The 16,801-nt window shown below is 48.2% G+C and carries 18 protein-coding genes and 1 pseudogene; 7 read left to right on the forward strand and 12 right to left on the reverse strand.

The features are described from left to right. Positions 1-148 precede the first annotated feature (148 nt). The 3 genes from LBW88_RS24715 (at position 149) to LBW88_RS24725 (ending at position 1,169) form a co-directional block, all read left to right on the forward strand. Positions 149-430 (forward strand): hypothetical protein, encoded by a 282-nt coding sequence (locus tag LBW88_RS24715; RefSeq protein WP_224934500.1) that lies wholly within the window; start codon positions 149-151, stop codon positions 428-430. Between the two features lie 188 nt (positions 431-618). Then, positions 619-885 carry a hypothetical protein gene (locus tag LBW88_RS24720; protein ID WP_224934502.1) on the forward strand — a complete coding sequence of 89 codons (267 nt, stop codon included), beginning with the start codon at positions 619-621 and terminating at the stop codon, positions 883-885. Between the two features lie 86 nt (positions 886-971). Beyond that, the gene (locus LBW88_RS24725) at positions 972-1,169 is read left to right on the forward strand and encodes a hypothetical protein (RefSeq protein WP_058962403.1); all 198 of its coding nucleotides are present in this window, start codon (positions 972-974) and stop codon (positions 1,167-1,169) included. Between the two features lie 139 nt (positions 1,170-1,308). Here LBW88_RS24725 and LBW88_RS26565 read toward each other — a convergent pair whose 3' ends face one another. From LBW88_RS26565 to LBW88_RS24770, 10 genes and pseudogenes are all read right to left on the reverse strand, one after another. Next, complete coding sequence (locus LBW88_RS26565; RefSeq protein ID WP_320442545.1) at positions 1,309-1,428, reverse strand: biofilm development regulator YmgB/AriR family protein; 120 nt, start codon at positions 1,426-1,428, stop codon at positions 1,309-1,311. Continuing rightward, positions 1,429-1,575 carry a hypothetical protein gene (locus LBW88_RS26570; RefSeq protein ID WP_320442546.1) on the reverse strand — a complete coding sequence of 49 codons (147 nt, stop codon included), beginning with the start codon at positions 1,573-1,575 and terminating at the stop codon, positions 1,429-1,431. Between the two features lie 170 nt (positions 1,576-1,745). Next, positions 1,746-1,949 carry a hypothetical protein gene (locus tag LBW88_RS24735; RefSeq protein ID WP_224934503.1) on the reverse strand — a complete coding sequence of 68 codons (204 nt, stop codon included), beginning with the start codon at positions 1,947-1,949 and terminating at the stop codon, positions 1,746-1,748. Positions 1,950-2,054: 105 nt separating this feature from the next. Next, complete coding sequence (gene ycgZ / locus LBW88_RS24740; protein ID WP_224934505.1) at positions 2,055-2,291, reverse strand: regulatory protein YcgZ; 237 nt, start codon at positions 2,289-2,291, stop codon at positions 2,055-2,057. A 1,366-nt stretch (positions 2,292-3,657) separates the two neighbouring features. Beyond that, positions 3,658-3,897, reverse strand: a complete 240-nt coding sequence (locus LBW88_RS24745) for a DUF2442 domain-containing protein (RefSeq protein WP_224934507.1) — start codon at positions 3,895-3,897, stop codon at positions 3,658-3,660. 107 nt (positions 3,898-4,004) lie between these two features. Then, a complete protein-coding gene (locus LBW88_RS26680; protein ID WP_414004111.1) occupies positions 4,005-4,127 on the reverse strand; it encodes a DUF4160 domain-containing protein in 123 nt (40 codons plus the stop codon). A gap of 325 nt (positions 4,128-4,452) precedes the next feature. Next, a complete protein-coding gene (locus tag LBW88_RS26685) occupies positions 4,453-4,695 on the reverse strand; it encodes a single-stranded DNA-binding protein (RefSeq protein WP_414004112.1) in 243 nt (80 codons plus the stop codon). Between the two features lie 429 nt (positions 4,696-5,124). Continuing rightward, positions 5,125-5,568 carry a hypothetical protein gene (locus LBW88_RS24760; protein WP_224934509.1) on the reverse strand — a complete coding sequence of 148 codons (444 nt, stop codon included), beginning with the start codon at positions 5,566-5,568 and terminating at the stop codon, positions 5,125-5,127. A 304-nt stretch (positions 5,569-5,872) separates the two neighbouring features. Next, positions 5,873-6,193: a hypothetical protein gene (locus LBW88_RS24765; protein ID WP_224934511.1), complete on the reverse strand. Its 321-nt coding sequence runs from the start codon at positions 6,191-6,193 to the stop codon at positions 5,873-5,875. 348 nt (positions 6,194-6,541) lie between these two features. Beyond that, positions 6,542-7,394, reverse strand: a pseudogene (locus LBW88_RS24770) (integrase domain-containing protein). Positions 7,395-9,573: 2,179 nt separating this feature from the next. On the opposite strand from LBW88_RS24770, the gene LBW88_RS24780 reads away from it, so the two are divergent. Both LBW88_RS24780 and LBW88_RS24785 read left to right on the forward strand, forming a co-directional pair. Next, positions 9,574-10,233 (forward strand): TetR/AcrR family transcriptional regulator, encoded by a 660-nt coding sequence (locus LBW88_RS24780; protein ID WP_224934514.1) that lies wholly within the window; start codon positions 9,574-9,576, stop codon positions 10,231-10,233. A 125-nt stretch (positions 10,234-10,358) separates the two neighbouring features. Then, a complete protein-coding gene (locus tag LBW88_RS24785; RefSeq protein WP_224934516.1) occupies positions 10,359-11,750 on the forward strand; it encodes an efflux transporter outer membrane subunit in 1,392 nt (463 codons plus the stop codon). A gap of 245 nt (positions 11,751-11,995) precedes the next feature. Here the strand turns inward: LBW88_RS24785 and LBW88_RS24790 are convergent, their stop codons facing one another. Then, on the reverse strand, positions 11,996-12,592 hold the full coding sequence (locus LBW88_RS24790) for an XRE family transcriptional regulator (RefSeq protein ID WP_224934518.1): 597 nt from the start codon (positions 12,590-12,592) through the stop codon (positions 11,996-11,998). Between the two features lie 43 nt (positions 12,593-12,635). On the opposite strand from LBW88_RS24790, the gene LBW88_RS24795 reads away from it, so the two are divergent. Continuing rightward, the gene (locus LBW88_RS24795) at positions 12,636-13,325 is read left to right on the forward strand and encodes a B3/4 domain-containing protein (RefSeq protein WP_224934520.1); all 690 of its coding nucleotides are present in this window, start codon (positions 12,636-12,638) and stop codon (positions 13,323-13,325) included. A 114-nt stretch (positions 13,326-13,439) separates the two neighbouring features. Next, the gene (locus tag LBW88_RS24800; RefSeq protein WP_224934523.1) at positions 13,440-14,600 is read left to right on the forward strand and encodes an IS30 family transposase; all 1,161 of its coding nucleotides are present in this window, start codon (positions 13,440-13,442) and stop codon (positions 14,598-14,600) included. Between the two features lie 713 nt (positions 14,601-15,313). On the opposite strand, the gene LBW88_RS24805 is transcribed toward LBW88_RS24800, so the two are convergent. Further along, entirely contained in the window at positions 15,314-16,711 is a 1,398-nt protein-coding gene (locus LBW88_RS24805; protein ID WP_224934525.1) for a purine-cytosine permease family protein, read from the reverse strand. Positions 16,712-16,801 lie beyond the last annotated feature (90 nt).

Below are 16,801 nucleotides of genomic sequence, written 5' to 3' on the forward strand. Positions count from 1 at the left end.
TACTTTTTTCACTGGTCCGCCCAGATTAGTCGCAGTCAGCGGCTTTGCAAGTTTGAGGGCCATTTAAAATTGTAAAGATGTGGGGGCTGAGGCAGCTCAGGATTTGAAAAGCCTTTTGGGTCTACTGAAAATTTGCAGGAGCAAATGTATGATCAGTAACGAACGTATGCAGAGCATCGCTGAAAATGAAATTGATGATGTCCCCGAAATCAGGGAAATGGCCCGGGAAATTCTGGATTACAGGCGCGCGTTGTCTAAACCTTGGGCCATCATAGAGCCACTGGGTTCAAAATATGTTGAAGATGGTAAAGGCGCTATGGTCTGGGCCGCCCGTTACAGCGGCCGTCATGACATCCCTCTTTACCGGCTGGATGATGATGCACTTCCGGCTGGTGTAAAAAGCAGTAAACCCGCAAAAAAGGTCAGGTAAAACATAAAATTAACGTGGTACTTTTTCAGCTTAACCAGATTGTGAAATCAGAGACGTGCAGAATAAACCTGATGTGGAGATGTAGTTTCTTCGCGGGTATTACACTCCAATAATCTCTGAATCAGGTTGTGTTACGGGAGGTTGGACCTGTGGTAAAATGTTCTGAAGTGACACCTGCCGGAAAATTTATGAAAAATACACCTGAAGATGATATGACGGAAATTCTCATCGGTGAAGCCGTGACCGAGCTTCTGGAAACCCGGGCAGCCATTTCATGGCACGCCCTGCTGCAAAAATTGCAGTCGGCGATGAACAAAGAAACCAGTGAAGTCCGGAGCCAGGCCATTCAGCGTGCGATTGATGAGGTCAGGCAGGAAATGCAGTCAAAATCCGGAGGGAAGGAAACCAGGCCGGGATCCGGGCAGCACGAGCCATCACGTCCCAAACTGCATTAATACACCTTCAGGCCTGGCCGCTACGGTTTCTGTAAGCGGGGTATTTTGATAGACTGTACATCTATCCACATACGGACGGAGGTCATGTGAATAATGACGACGCCGCCGAAGATATCTACGCCGTCATCGGGACGGTAGTAGCACGCCTTCTAAAGCCGGGTGAACACCTCACACTTCACGAAATTACCACGGCTCTTCATGCGATGGGCGAAACAGATGCTGGTCAGGATGTGCGTAATGCCTGTCGGGCTGCTATCAGAATGCTGGCCCGCCAGATGCACTGACGTTAGTTTTCAGTGTGTCGCCAGACCAATACGTCAAGGCTGGCGGGCGCGATACTCTCTTGTTTCATGAACAGAATCTTTGTACCTGCAGCTGTGAATCGCTAATCAATATCCTTTACTTAATTTCACGCCGTTAATGCTACGCCCTTTCACTTTCGGGCGTACGGCCCAGCACAATTTCCAGTGTCTTGCGCAGCACATCGAGATGAACAACGCCAGTTTCATTCTCGATTTCGGCAACGAGGCACAGGATAAGCATTTAAGTTGTTACCTTTCTGCCTTCAATGACTATGGTCCTGATAGCCGCATCCAGCACCTTCGTTTCGGCAGACAAGTCGTCTCCCGCATCGCGGAAGTGATGAATGATCGCTGCTTCGGTGGTCTGGATGTGGGTAGATTGCTGCATTTTAATTCCATATTCCTTTCGGAAGTTAATGAGTTTTTGAGATAACGGTTTACGAGCCGCTTTCTCTGAAGTCCCTGTGGTTTGCAAAATACTGCTTTACAGTTAAGTGTTAATCGTTGTCACCGGCACCGCTGGGGTCAAAACCGGCTAAAAGAGACTGAGCGGCATCTTCATTCTGTGAAAGCTTTGGGGGCTATTTCTTCAAGAGCCAGCTTCAGGGCTGATGTCCGTGTCGGAACCGCCTCATCTGCCATCATCTTTTCCAGGTGCTCTCTGAGCGACTGTGCGCTGATTCTGCTACCCGCGCAAAGCAGCTGGACGCTCGCCTCACCAAGAACAATATCTTTGAGTTTGCTGTTTTCGTAGTTGCTCATTTCCGCCTCTACGGTATTGACCACCCAGGGTAAAAAAATAAGACACCACGGCGGGTGTCTTGTCTGAAGTACAGGTTCAGACCGGTATTACAGGCACGCCCGGCATCAGAAGAGCATGGCAATCAGTGACTGGTAGTGTCGCTCTTCATGCGCGCTCGCCGCATTCTCAAGACGCTTCAGTAAAACTGAGCAGATCGCTTTGCGATTTAGGGTTTTACCGGCCTGAAAAATTTCAACCACGACTTGCCCCATTGTCTCCTGCTGGTTAGCGTGTGCTGAAATGTTATGAAAATGAGCAATGTCGCTGGCAGTATCCGGGTGTGTATTAACGTTCTGACGCATGGGCAACCTCTCAGATGGTTAAAATTTATCGGCTCTGTCTGAGCGTAAAGTTATACAGTTACTTCAAACTTGTACACGGATTGTGTTTTGGTACAGGTGTGTTTTTGTTGCAAAAAGTGCTATTGTTTTATTTTCATAAAGTTGCGTGCCATCACTTTTGTTTTTATTCTGAGTTTATTTCTTGAGCTTAGTTGTACAGAATTAAATGCCCATGTAAGAAAATGTAATTCACCAAGATTTGACAGTTTTACCTCCACCGGCCGTGTTGCCCGCCCTCCTGACGGCCTCAATCTGTCTGCCGACCCAATGATATAAAAAGCTTCTTCCCCTCATGATATGCGCGCCCGTCAGCCATACGGACACTTCCCTGCCCGACCGCCTTTGAAGCAGCGACCTCTCAGGCGCTCTGAAGTCAGACGGTCGGAGACGAAAGAAAGAACCCGCGGCAACACTCATAGCAACGAAGAACCCAGTAGTTACAGCATTCAACTAAAAGCATTAAACGACTTACCGGCCCTGCGGGCCGGGCGGCGGCGGCTGGTCAGTGAGGGCAACCGGGGTGCAGGTACGGCTCGGGTCCTGGCTGAGAGGGGCGCGGGGTTCAGGTTCAGCTCGGTGTGTGGGGTTAACAGGAGTGTTATTGTGTGTTGTAACTACAAGTGTATGTTGTGCCGCCGATCGCAGCTACGCTGCGCATCAGAGTTATAAAGTGTAAAATCGGCGTTTCCTCCACAACCGGCGGATAATGGCCTCCTTATAGTTAGCCGCATTGCCACCGATCATGGTCATAGCGGCCTACAGACGGATCCATAATCCCGGGGTAGCCTAATCGACGACGCAAGACTGCAGCCTGTATCAGCTTTGTTCCACCACTCGGTGCTGGTTGGGTAAATTTCTCTTCCAGAGTGTCCTGTGACCTGGAACAACCGTCAAGCACAGCATGGTGCCTTCGGGGATAGTGGCCATCAGCGCGTTTATTTTCTTTAACCCCGACTGTTTAGACGGTGAGCGTGCCGGCCTCAGGTGGTTTATGAAGGCGCTGCACGGCCTGCTGAACTGTGCTGGCCAGCAGGTAGCGGTCGTAGCGAACCACTTAGGAGGTTCGCTCATAAACATTATCAGCTGATGCCTGAATTTTGAGTGAATGTCTTACCGGGGGAACTGGTGCTGCTGGGGCTGCTGAACGCATTCCACCACCAGCGCAAGCGGCAAAGATGGCGTTAAATTTGATCTGAAAAGTTCCGGTATAGATAAAACAGGCTTCACTGTGCTCAACTCTGCAGCATGCTTGTATCAACATCTCTTTTTGCGTTTTAACAAAACGCCGACCAAAGTCAGCGTTTTGTTATCTGCACCTTCAGGTGACCTAATGCGGCGGGTGCGTTATATCACCGCGTCCCTGTAGCAGGCCATCGATTGAGATATTTTCGTCCAGTGCGTCCCAGTGAATACCATGGGGAGACATTTCGTAATCTTTAAGCTGTTCGGCAGAGGCGTTGCGAAGCCGGGGAAACCATGAAAGTGGTACGCCGATTATCCGCTCGTCTGAGAGTTCGACCCACATCATGTGATTATCGAACCGAACGTTCTTAGTTGAAATAATCATTCCAGGCCTCCAAAAGCATGAGTTGGTGTTGCCTTATAACTTACGTCAGCTCTTTTACAGTTCTGTAATAAAACCCAATAAATTTGCAAGTTTTCAACCGTCGACAGTCAGAATTTTACTTCTGTACCGGCCTTTCTCACATAAATATGAGCAGGTTCGCGTGGATTACCTTCGTTAAAGTAGTAAAAGAAACGAAAACTGTTTAGCCGTAGTGTTGCAGACATCGTCATAACCTATAAAGGATTATGGTGAAAATTACTGAAGCGGTCTAAACGCAGCGAGGGGTCAGAGAGAGGACGATGCATGTTTCGCCATCGAGGTCATCGCATTCTCCTGCAGGCTGCGACTGCGCCGCTGGCTGCTGAGACACGGGCTGAGCGTCCTTGTCTCGTTGCGAGCTACAATTGCCCTTACCGTTATTTCCACTGCATTTTTGTTGCGGAGCGATTTTAGGCTGTAATGGCGTATATTTAGGCTGCCCACGGTTGCCACTGTACTGCTGCTGAACGCTGTTTTGTGCACGGTCACCTAAAATCTGCTCAGTGCCGCCAACGTTCACGAAAATTTCGTCGAGTATTTATCCTGTCCGTTTTGATCCTGCCACTTGCGGGTGCGCAGTTGCCCCTCAATGTAGACTTGAGAACCTTTGCGAATGAATTCGCCAGCGTGGATACTAACCCTTTGACCGCCGGGGCGCTGCTTGAGAGGGTTATCTGTTCGGCCATAGCTGTCTCCTGGTTGGCAAAGGCTTTCGTAAGTTGAGTGACGATCCTCATTCCTTAGAGGACCGTAAACAATTCGAAATCAGATATTTGAAACGTAAAATTTGTTATCTACCTATGGCGCTTAATTTATGACCACTGTTGCACGGTGCAACACTGCTCACTTTTTAACCTCTGTTGCGCGGTGCAACAGCGCTCACTTTTTGAACACACATTGACCGGCTAATCATTTTTTTGAGTTCCAACAGACGCGCGCAGGCTTTGAACGATTTCTTTTACACGCTCTTCACTGCACGTCTGCCGGCTTTCAGTACGGGAAGGCTTAAAGAGCCGCAGTTTAGGGCGTGATGAAGGGCTCATGTGATCAGGTATTTTTCGAACGTTTTTTGCAGGATATAGCCCTCCCTGCCGGGCCTCTTTGAAGCACCGTCAGCAACCAGCCAAGCGGGTTTTGCAGGCTGCCTTCACGCTACGCACGAATTACATTCGACAGCACCAGGGCGGATTACTCAGGTGACAGCGCCTGCAGCTGGCGGTTAACCATGTCACGGTCTTCTGGTTTCAGCAGTGAGCCGAAATCATCTGACAGGCAAACCGAACCGGTTACGTATGTTTTATCTGTATTATTAGTAAAACTACGTACGTAACTGTTCGGATTCCGAACCCGGCTGTTATTCCGGGCACTCTCACTGTGTTCGGAATCCGAACCGGGCTTATGATCATGCATTTTTAAGCTGAGTTCGGAATCCGAACCCGGTGAGCATCCTGTCTGGCCGAGTGCGGCACGACGGTTCAATTCTTCAGGACTTTGAGCTGAGCCCAGACGGGCCTCAATCACCTGGGGATGGCTGCGATGATGAAGCATTGTGGGATCAAGCCGGATTTCACTGATGATTGTTTTTGCCGTGGCGCTGATAGTGCGGTTACTGCTCAGGCAGGCTGCAGCCACTATTTAAGCCAGTGCGGATCGAACGTTTCTGCATCACTAAATGACAATGGCTCATGATGCTACGCGCATATATTTCCTCTAACCCTACTCTTTTCATACATGACGCGTTTACAGAAGTTGAGTCAGCCCGTGATGCATTACATCCGGAGTATCCTGCTGATAATCTCTTTTGATGCTCTGCCTTTTCCCGGCGTTGCCAGCTGCAGCTGCATTTTTCATAGGATGGGAAATGGCACCGTCACTGCTCAAAGCGTACAGGCGAATAATTATCCAGCCTATTTTATCAAGCGGAAATAGGCTCTGCTCAAGAAACAACCGGCGTGGCATGCTGAGTGGCTTTCGCTGGAGCTGTGTGCGTAAAGTACTTACCGTGCACGCTTAAAATGAATTCATCGTCCGGCTGGCCGTTTAGTAATATTCTTGCCTTGAAAATGGCGATGTAACGTTGATCTTCAAACCAGACGAGTGAACGAAATTCATAATGACCGGAAGGTGAAGCAAGCCACGATGTTCCCCTGAGTGCAGCCTTAAGGTCAGGACATTCAGATGCAACGCGGATTGCAACGGAAAGGACCAGATCGAAGGGCGTACGCAACTCATTCAGAAACGAGCGGGTTATGGACATGGTTTCTTCAGAAAACAGAGAAACATTGCTCCTGTCGGGAATGTTTGCCCGAAGGATGTGGGGCGGAGCCGGATGGTTGAATGTATCTTCATCGTCAGGCGGTAGGAGCCGTGATTGACGATATCTGCTTCCAAAGGCGGGCAAATGTACCACACTGATGTGTTCTCCCTTTTCAGGCTACAGGAGTGTTGTTTGCATCTACCCGAAGGCGGTCATCTCAAGCTACAGAACATTGATGGTTGTCCGAAGACAACATAAGAAGCGTTTAAATAATAGCGTTTGCTTAAGGCAAATTACAAGAGCCTTTTATTCATCTTACTCATCTGTCCGGTTATAAATCCGGGCAACTTAAGCACCACGTCCATCACCGTGCCCAAGATCCATTGACACTAAAGCCTCAGCCTCTTTGCGACTCATGCCATTTTCTAAATGATGATTTACGGCATCCTTTGAATAAGCATACCTGAGACTGTGAGGCGCATGGAACCCGGTCATTCCACTTTCACGTAATACGTTATGATAACGGTCAAGCGCCTGATGAAGCGTTGGTTTATCGATTAATTTACCGTTATTTCGTTCTATGTAGCGAATAGGTTCATTTAACAGGTTAACAACCTTCTCTTTATCACAAACGGTGGCATCACGTGGACGCCCTCCTTTAGAGCCAAACACAACTCGAACATTATTATTTCCGGCTTCTAAATTTTTTCGCCAGGTCTTAAGTGATTTTGCCGACTGAACCGTTTCCTCTGCACGTAGCCCAATATATCTGGCGAGCTGAACACCTAACGCAACCCCACTGTCTTTTCTGAAACGGTTAAAATAATTTCTCTGAAACGTTCGTCCGAAATGGCAACTTTAGTGCCTTCCCGACTGGCTCCTGAAATATTCAGTGCCTTATTACTTAATTTCTCATGTGCAGGATTAGCCAGACGTTAAGTCCGCCTTGTGAAAGGATTGAACGTAAAGCGGCCATTTCATTTTGCAGGGTGCGTGACGAGATACTTTCATCCTGACGGCTACGAATATAATTTTCGAGATGCCTGATTTTAATATGGCTAACGTCCCGAATCTGAATATTAAGGGTTGCCAGTCGCTCAGAAAAGCGACTGGCAATCTTTGAACGATCAGAAACCGTTTTAAAACTTCCTCCACCCTGACGTGCGAGCGTGACGAGCTGCTTACCTAATTTAACAGACAATTTTTATCTCCTTCAGAACCTACAGCTGTAAGCCCATCAACCCACAGCTGTATGACTCTGAAACTGTACATCTCTTCCCCGATGACACGGTTGCTTTTGCGCTTCCTGCGTCTCGACTGGTATCTGTGCATCGGGGCGGCGAAATGTTGAGTTCTTGCGAGGCTCCCCAGGTCTCTGACCTGTTTGCGGCTTGCGCCGTGCTGACGTTAGTCAGTCTGCCTCCGTACACCAGTTTCCTGATGTCGCCATCGATACCGAGTCGATCATTCTCCTTCTAATAAAACGCCCTTAACGGGTTGTTCGTTAACGTCGCGTCATGGTTAATAAATAGCCAGCTGAGCATCTGAAAACACGTAATACGTGCACGTCAGAATGTACCGGCATGCTGAAAACCGCACTGTACGTGCGTTTGACCGTTATGCGCTGCGCGCGTCACTTTGTTCTCGTTTCACTCGATCCAAAGTGACGCCGCGCAGCTTCATGCTCCTGATGCGTCTTCCGCAAGCGCCCAAATGTTCCAAATGGGCCTAGGCGTCATAGCAAAAGTCGTATGCAGCTCAGGGCGTATCCCTGACAAATCTCATAACGCAAGTGAAGAAAAGCATCATTGAGGATGCATTGTCTGAGGGCGTAGGCGTATGTAAAAGCCAAGCTTTGGTGTGATTAATGTACCCCCATCGTCGCGTCGTAGGTGCGCATGTTTTGACGATATCTGCTTCCAGGAGCGAGCAGATTTACCACACTGATGTGTTCTCCCTTTCAGGCTACAGGAGTGTTTTCGTAGCTACCCGAAGGCGATCCTCTCAAGCTACCGGACCATTGGTGGTTGCCATAAGGCAACTTGATGCAGATAAACCATAGCAATGCATAAACTATTTTGTCAAAAAAAATCATAAGATTTAAAATCATCATTAGTAAAAAATATAGAATCAATATATACACTGTCAGTAATGCCACTATTGTTCCCGAGGAAGTAACAGTATCCATTCCAGCATTATATTTATATGTATACCACCCATTGAGAAAGGAATTTAATCATTAAAAGAACAACTTCCCATCAGAAGACTTCATTACACCGGGAGATAAAAAATTAAAAAACTTACCCTTTAATTAGGGTTGAATTCAATTCACCATGCAGCCAGAACTCTAGGTAAGTTCGATAAAGCAGTGACCTCATTCGGTGATCTTAAGAAGGGATATCAGGGAAAAATTAAAATCAGCATTCCCAACATAGCTACTCTCTTTAGCTCTTTTATTGCTGAGTTTATTGACTTACATCCTCAAGTCGAACTTGAGGTCCACCTGGACGATGACCATTGCGATATAAATAGAGATGATTTTGACGCCGTAATCCGGTTCGGGGACATTTCCTACTAAAGGTTTTTTCCAAAAAAATTGGTAGCCTTTCAATGGAAGTTTTCCATTCTATAAACTACACACCTACAGAAATCATCTCCGATAATCATTTATTTTTTACCGTTATCCTTCATCGGGAAATATTGAGTTATGGAATAATACGTTGCAATTCGATATTAAGAAAGCCAGCCAACATAAAACGTTCAATTCTATTTCAATGATATGCCATTTATGCAAGGCATGCGCGGGGATAGCTTATTTTCCTGATATAGTCTGTCAGCGTTATTTGACTGAAGGTAAAATGATTCGTATGCAAAATAGTTTAAGCACTCACGGAGTATCAACATTGTCTGGCCCAATAACCGACACGTTGGTATAAAATTACGAGCATTTATCGACCATTTTGCCCAAGCCTTACCCCTGCATCTTAAGTCTCAAGCAAAATCATACTGAACGGCTCGTCTTAAATCCCTTAGAGGTGCTCGGTCCGATGTAAGCTTAAAACTGCTCATTTGGCCATGCTTACAACAACTGAGTGGCAGAGATAGTAATTCGTAAGGATTGCTACAGGTATTCATTTTTCCGTTTCTTCGGTTCATTTAAAGCCATCAACGAGTTGTTCTTAGCACCCTGTGTTTGCACTTTTTACTTGATACACAAAGAATCAGGTTTGTATTCGCCGTGAAAATGGTGATTTAACCAATCATGATGATAGTTGACTGGTGAAACAAAACTCTTTATAAATACTCTCAGTATCTATTCCAAATTCATTCTGTTACTACCCTTGATCATTCAATGGTGAGATGCAAAGGAACTTCATTCCATGACCGCCAAAAGTAAAGTACCTTCTGCTTCCGCAGGAGTTCACAAACAAAAAAGTCGCAGCCGATTATCTATTGGCGCAGTGCGCAGTCCGGAAAGCACGGAGGCAATACTGAAGGCTGCGGCAGACATACTGGAGGAGCATGGATACAAGGATTTTACCCTGGATGCAGTTGTAGCACGAGCTGGGGCAAGCAAACCCACCATTTATCGCTGGTGGGGCAGCAAAGCTGCACTCATCCGGGAAGTTTACGAACTTTCAGGTGAAGCATCGCTGGTTATTCCCAGCACCGGTAGTCTGGAGCTGGATTTGAATATTCATCTTGGTTCACTTTGGAACTGGTGGCGGACAACCCGATCAGGCGAAGCCTTACGGAGTTTCATCACTGAAATCCAGCTTAAACCTGAATCACTGGAAGAGTTTCGCAAAATTTTTCTACCTCGTCGCGAGCGCTCTATGCGGCGAATTTTCGATCAATCACTTGCACGCGGCGAGATTAAGGATACAACAGCTATTGAGGCAGCAGCATCCATGTTGACCGGCTTGTCCTGGTTACACCTGCTCACCGGTAATCTGGAGGAAACACAGCAGATTGAACAAGCGGTAAAAATTGTGGCTCAAGGGCTTATAGAACCCAAAGAGATTGTAATTCTTCAATGAAAGGTCCACTGGGCCTTTATTTTTTACCTATATAGATACTGATGGTTTCTATGACAATATTATCATTCAAAATCGGGAGCGTTTTTGATCACCCTCCCCTCGGTGTCCCACGAATCGCCGTCACTTTGGTTGCAGCACTGATTCTGACGGGATGTGTTCCCGGAGACCTCAAGACGTCTTCTGTAGCCTCTAAGCCTGAGAGTCTTGAAGCCAGTAAAGCGATTGAAGGCATATCTGTATCGAAAGCCAACTGGCCACAGGAGAAATGGTGGCGTGCCTTTGGTGACGGCCAGCTCGACGAGCTCATTGATGAAGCGCTGGCAAATAGCCCGACCTTGGGTGCTGCATCTGCACGTGTTCGCCAGGCTGAGGCCGTTCAGGGGATGATGCAGTCACAGCAGTTACCCAAACTGGATGCAAACATTGCCAGTACCCGTCAACGGTACAGCGAGAATGGCACCACACCGGCGGTCATGGCTGGCACATGGCAGACAGTGAACCAGGACACGCTCAACTTGAGCTATGAACTGGATTTCTGGGGGAAGAACCGCACAGCCGTTGAGGCTTCAGTTGGCCGCACCAGGGCGATGGAAGTTGACCGCTATGCCACACAACTGATGCTGTCCTCTGCCATTGTTCAGACTTATATCGGACTGGAGGAAAGCTATCATCAGCTGGCTATCGAACAGCAGATGCTCATTCAACAGCTGAAGGTCCTGGAACTTACTCAACAGCGTTTTTCCGCGGAGCTGGATTCGCAAATTGACATCAAACAGTCTCAGGCAGCGATCCCTGCTACCCGTGCGCGCATCGCTGCGCTCAAGGAATCTCAGGAACTGAGTCGCAACAAATTGGCTGCACTTCTGGGTAAAGGTCCGGATCGCGGACAGGCGATTACCGCACCGCACATTAAGCCATTCGACACTGTCACTATCCCCAGCGTATTACCGGCCGAGCTTCTGGGACATCGTCCTGATGTTGTCGCCCAGCGCTGGCGGGTAGAAGCGGCCAGCCACGACATAGAAGGCGCCCAGGCTCGCTTCTATCCCAATATTAACCTTACCGCTTATGCCGGATATCAAAGCCTTGGTTTTGATCAGATCAGCTCGGCAAGCAGCCGAATCCTTGGGATAGGACCAGCTATTAGCTTACCTATCTTTGAAGGCGGAAGGCTCCGCGCCAACCTCGCCGCGCAGAATGCCGCCTACGATATTGCCGTCGAGAATTACAACCAGACGCTGGTAGATGCCCTACACGATATCTCTGACCAGCTCTCTTCCATTCGCTGGTTACGCGAGCGTATCGAACTGCAACAGCAGGCAGTTCAGACCGCTGATGATGCCGCGAAGTTAGTCGGGCAGCGCTACGGTGCAGGACTGGCAACCTACATTCAGGTTTTAACAACCGATAACGACGCACTTGCACAGCATCGCCAGCTCGCATTGCTTGAGTCCCGCGGGCTGGCGCTTGAAGCCAACCTGACTTGTTCCCCGTTGATTATCACACGCGAATGTTAGTCCTGCATCCCGGCGGTCATGACAAATGAGAACTTCCGTTCTTCGCTCATAGCGAAGCTCGAGCAGCTGCAGGTCTGCTCCATGCCTGAAGTGGACCTTAATGAAATTGCAGACGAGAGGTAAATGTTGGATGTTTTTGTTGAGATTCGCGTCTCGTTTAATAGCACCATTATTCTCAATTTGAATGGCGGTATCAATTAACCCGGCATTCTTAATAAGCCCATGATTTTACGAGCTTGGGTACGTCAGCGCACCCGCTCGCTTACCGTCATGGTAAACTTAAGTGGGCCGCCCTCATTACAGCTATAACTATGTGGCAGGTCTGTCCGGGCTATCACTGAAGAACCTTCACTTACAATCAGACGCTCCTCCCCTAAAGTCAGTAGAAGAGAGCCCTGCACTACATGTAAAAGTTCGCACGTGCCATCTGAGTGTCCCGGGGAATCGAAAATCTCTCCAGGATGCATTTTCCACTCCCACAACTCGATCATATCCGGTCCGCTTGTGCCAGCCAGCAAGCGCGCGGTGCCGCCATTTCCTCCACTCCACAGGCAGGGTATATCACGTGCTGCAATCAGATGCGCGTTGGGTTTACTGGCAACGTTGACAATGTCTGCTACCGAGACGCCCATCGCTGCGGCCAGCTTGCAGAGGATTGCGATGCTAGGGTTTGCCCTGCATGCTTCAATTTCAACCAGCATACCTTTGCTCACACCAGCCAGACGTGAGAGTTCATCAAGCGACATTTTTTTCTGGCTGCGATACTGCTTCAGGGAAGCGGAAAGCGCCTCATTAATTTTGGAAGCATCAGCGCCGGTCGTTATATTGACTTTTTTGGTCATCGGTCATTATCATAATCTAAAGCGGTCATTTCAGGATTATTAAATGCTCATAGCTCATCCGTCAATCAGTTCCGAGGTTGCCCGTCTGGCTCCCGGCTTCCGCGCTCTCAGCATCAGCGTATCAGCTGCACCGCTGGTTAACGCCAACTTTGGGGAAGAAGCGCTTCGTAAAGCCTGTGAAGAGGTACTCAACGGACAACCTGTGTGGGCTGAAACGCATCTCAATGCATGGTCTGAAACCTTTCGCGCCTTCGGCGCGAAGCCAAGGCGCACGCCCTGTTCAGCAGAAGCTCTTCGCAAACGCGTGTTACGAGACGGGTTTATGACACCGCTTGACCCTGTAGTTGACCTTTATAACGCAGTGAGTCTGCGGTATGCCGTTCCAGTGGGTGGTGAAAATCTGGAAGCCTATCGTGGCGTTCCCCGTCTCATTATTTCAGACGGCAGTGAACCATTTGACACCCTCAAAGATGGTGAACCCTACGTTGAACAGCCCGATGCGGGAGAGGTAGTCTGGTGCGACGACTCAGGCGTTACCTGCCGACGCTGGAACTGGCGGCAGGGAATAAGAACGCGACTGAATTCTTCAGATAAACACATGTGGTTCATTCTGGAGAGTCTGCCACAGATGCCAATTGAAGCTCTGCATGAGGCCGGCAAAATGCTGACAGACGGTTTGGAGGTCATGATGCCGGGAATTCATTATGAAGTTTCATTAATTGAAACGCCCTAAGCTAATAGTAAACCGGCAGATCAGCTGCCGGAACTCCCCCCTCAAATGTCTTCTTTTCGCTGTGAGTTCAACGGGTCGACGCAACGCTATCCTTAAACAAGGGGGGACGTTGCCATGAAACGAAGAACGCGCATTTACTACACGCCAGAACAGAAAGCGATTATCTGGGACAGGTATAAGCAAGGTGATTCCCTGCATGATATCGCCAGAATGTTCGACAGATATCACTCTTCTGTTATGCCCACTATTCACCAGACTGGTGGTTATCGCCCTCCTGTCAGAAAGCGACACCGGCTGGCTCTTTCACTTGATGAAAGAGAGGAAATATCCAGAGGGCTGGTAGCAAAAAGTAGCATCAGGGACATCGCTGACAAATTATCAAGAGCCCCTTCAACTGTTAGCCGCGAGATCAAAAGGCATGGAGGTGCAAAACATTACCGAGCTGCAAAAGCTGATAAGGACGCGTGGGACAGTGCCCTGAGGCCAAAACCTTGCAAGCTAATTGGATGCCCCGCATTGTGTAAAATCATTGCAGAGAAGATGTATCAGGACTGGTCGCCGGAACAAATCGCCGGTTGGCTTAAACGCTGTTATCCGGATAATCAGGAAATGCAGGTGTCACACGAAACGATTTATAAAACGCTTTTTATACAAACCCGGGGAGCTTTAAAAAAAGAGCTGCAGCAGTGCCTAAGAAGCGGAAGAGTAGTACGTAAATCCAGAACGACATCACTTAAAAGAAAGGGATTAGGCTCAATTCCGCATGCAATACCCATCAGCGAAAGGCCATCTGATGTTGCAGACAGAGCCATACCAGGTCACTGGGAGGGAGACCTGATACAGGGCTCTAAAAACTCATATATTGTCACGATGGTAGAACGCCATTCCCGCTTTGTTATGCTTGCCAAAATCAGTGATAACAAGACAGCCACAGTCATATCCGCACTAATCAAACAAGCCCGGCAGCTGCCTGTTGAACTGTATAAAACATTAACTTGGGATCGAGGGGCGGAAATGACTAATCACACCCTTTTTACTGTAGCGACAGAAATTGAGGTCTATTTTTGTGATCCTCAATCTCCCTGGCAACGCGGCTCCAATGAAAATACGAACAGATTGCTTAGGCAGTATTTTCCAAAAGGAACTGACTTGTCGGTTCACAGCCAGCAAAGACTAAACAGTGTTGCCAGGCAGCTCAACGAGAGGCCAAGAAAAACGCTAGACTATGAATCACCCGCAGAGCGTTTTAACCAATGTGTTGCATCCATCGGTTGAATTCACAGCTCATAGCAGCCATTCAAATCCGAACTAATCCTGTAGATTTTCCATTCCACATAAAGTGATCCATGAGTACCCGGGTAATGCCAAGTATGAAAAAATGGCATCGCGATTAAGGTCTATTTAGTAGATGAAAGGGTTCGTGATTGTTCCTCTATGGAATTAGAGCACGTCCGAATGAGAATTTCGCTTAGAATCCGCGCGCATGTAAAGGCCTGCACCAGCATAAGGATGGGGCCAGGCTCTGCACTACTAAACCGCCAGCGATGTTAGAGTTGTGGGCTAAAAGAATATCACTAGTTCAGCGGATTACTGTCGCTGACGCAGTGCAGTTATAAACGCAGTGAATCATTGTTGACACACCAGCCCGCGGGCGAAATTTGTGGATAGTTTTTAAAATGAAAAAAGCCTTCACTCGGTGTGTTAACCGCGTTAAGACACGCAGAACACACCGGACATAATTGAAGCTGCAGCCAAGTTGTGAAATCAATATGGCGCTCGGGATCACAATACACTCAAGCTGGTATCGTGCTGAGCAAACTGCGACTTGGTCACGCCTGGAGCGGATATTTTCCCAACTTTTACAAAGACCGGCATCATTAATGCCGGTCTGAAAAATATATAGCGATCCATTAACCATTTTCGAGTAAGCCGAGGGGGATTCCTCATGTAAATAGCTCGATAACGCACTCACCTTAGGGTATTAGTCTTCACGCCTTACTTTTCCGGGTACTCACCAGACTGGACTCATTTTTCCGATGAAATATCGGATACGCTATACTGGTGACCACAAAACTGATAATCCATGAAATATCCACGCCAGGTATTATATTCGCATAAGGTCCGGAAAAGAACGCATTCTCGACAAAGGGAATTTGCACGATAATCCCTGCGAAATAGACCAGCAATGCCTGAGTATTCAGCAATCCATAGCGTCCGCCATCAGCACGGAATATCGCTTCAACGTCATATTTCTGCTTATTCACATAATAGAAATCCAGCAAATTAATCACAATCCATGGAATGAGCACCGCAATCAATGCCAGAATCAAATTGATGAAGAAGGAAACAAAGTTCTGCGATGCCGCCAGCGCGACCAGCACGCTTCCCACTAATACCAGAGATGACACCACTAAACGCACCGCTGCACCCGGCGTCCAGTGCGGACGGAACGTTTGCACCGCCGTAATCAGCGACAATACCGCACCATAAAGATTCATTGAGTTGTGGCAGATAATATTGACCAGGAACAGCACCATCAAAATCGGTCCGAGCCAGCTGGTCGCATGGCGTACTGACATCATGGCATCACTGGTTGGCGCGATATTGACGGCCATCATCCCGAAAACAAACGCCAGAATCGTGCCGCCGCAGGCGCCCAGATAAGTAGCGATAAACGGACGCGCAATACCGACATTGGCCGGAAGATATCGCGAATAATCAGAAGTATAAGGCGAGAAACTAATCTGCCAGACCGCACCGATACAGAACGTCCCAAACCAGCCTGCGGCACTCATGCTGCCGCGCTGCCAAAAATCAGCGGGAAGCGGTTGTGACACCATCATCGCCAGGCCCAAAATCAGCGCCGCACCCATGATCCATGCACCGACTTTATTGATGCGATGGATAAAATGATAACCGACGATACCAATGGCGGTGGCAAGAATAGCGCCAATGACCGTGGCACTGCTTACCGGCATCGACGGAAAGACGTTGTTGATGACTTTACCGGATAGCGAAATATTCGAGATAAAGAACCCGAGATAAATCACCGTTGTAAAGCTAATCACCAGCAGCGAACCGTAGCGACCAAATTGCGCGCGACTCTGCACCATTTGTGGAATGCCGACTTTGGGCCCTTGCGCAGAGGTTAATGCAAGGAAGATCCCGCCAAACAGATGACCGGCAATAATCGCGGTTAACGCGGAAATAACATTCAGATGAAACATTTCGGTGGCAATCGCGCCGCTGACTACCGCCAACGGTGCAATGTTGGTACAGAACCACAAAGTAAATAAACTGTGCGATTTACCGTGGCGTTCCGATTCCGGGACATAATCCACTGACTTATTTTCTATAATTTGACTCTGACGTAGTTGTGTATTCACCGTACCCTCCAATTCTCAAAATGGGATTATTTTTTAATGTGGGTAAAAACTTCCTCGCGAAAAAAAGCCACAGCCATCCCGACGAATGTA

It is taken from the genome of Pantoea sp. alder81 (assembly GCF_020179835.1).
GTDB lineage: Bacteria > Pseudomonadota > Gammaproteobacteria > Enterobacterales > Enterobacteriaceae > Pantoea.

What these genes read in the sequence shown, in the direction of transcription:
- LBW88_RS24715 (WP_224934500.1), top strand. Translation starts at nt 149, where the DNA reads ATGATCAGTAACGAACGTATGCAGAGCATCGCTGAAAATGAAATTGAT.
- LBW88_RS24720 (WP_224934502.1), top strand. Translation starts at nt 619, where the DNA reads ATGAAAAATACACCTGAAGATGATATGACGGAAATTCTCATCGGTGAA.
- LBW88_RS26565 (WP_320442545.1), bottom strand. Translation starts at nt 1,428, where the DNA reads ATGCTTATCCTGTGCCTCGTTGCCGAAATCGAGAATGAAACTGGCGTT.
- LBW88_RS26570 (WP_320442546.1), bottom strand. Translation starts at nt 1,575, where the DNA reads ATGCAGCAATCTACCCACATCCAGACCACCGAAGCAGCGATCATTCAT.
- LBW88_RS24735 (WP_224934503.1), bottom strand. Translation starts at nt 1,949, where the DNA reads ATGAGCAACTACGAAAACAGCAAACTCAAAGATATTGTTCTTGGTGAG.
- ycgZ (WP_224934505.1), bottom strand. Translation starts at nt 2,291, where the DNA reads ATGCGTCAGAACGTTAATACACACCCGGATACTGCCAGCGACATTGCT.
- LBW88_RS24745 (WP_224934507.1), bottom strand. Translation starts at nt 3,897, where the DNA reads ATGATTATTTCAACTAAGAACGTTCGGTTCGATAATCACATGATGTGG.
- LBW88_RS26680 (WP_414004111.1), bottom strand. Translation starts at nt 4,127, where the DNA reads ATGACGATGTCTGCAACACTACGGCTAAACAGTTTTCGTTTCTTTTAC.
- LBW88_RS24765 (WP_224934511.1), bottom strand. Translation starts at nt 6,193, where the DNA reads ATGTCCATAACCCGCTCGTTTCTGAATGAGTTGCGTACGCCCTTCGAT.
- LBW88_RS24780 (WP_224934514.1), top strand. Translation starts at nt 9,574, where the DNA reads ATGACCGCCAAAAGTAAAGTACCTTCTGCTTCCGCAGGAGTTCACAAA.
- LBW88_RS24790 (WP_224934518.1), bottom strand. Translation starts at nt 12,592, where the DNA reads ATGACCAAAAAAGTCAATATAACGACCGGCGCTGATGCTTCCAAAATT.
- LBW88_RS24795 (WP_224934520.1), top strand. Translation starts at nt 12,636, where the DNA reads ATGCTCATAGCTCATCCGTCAATCAGTTCCGAGGTTGCCCGTCTGGCT.
- LBW88_RS24800 (WP_224934523.1), top strand. Translation starts at nt 13,440, where the DNA reads ATGAAACGAAGAACGCGCATTTACTACACGCCAGAACAGAAAGCGATT.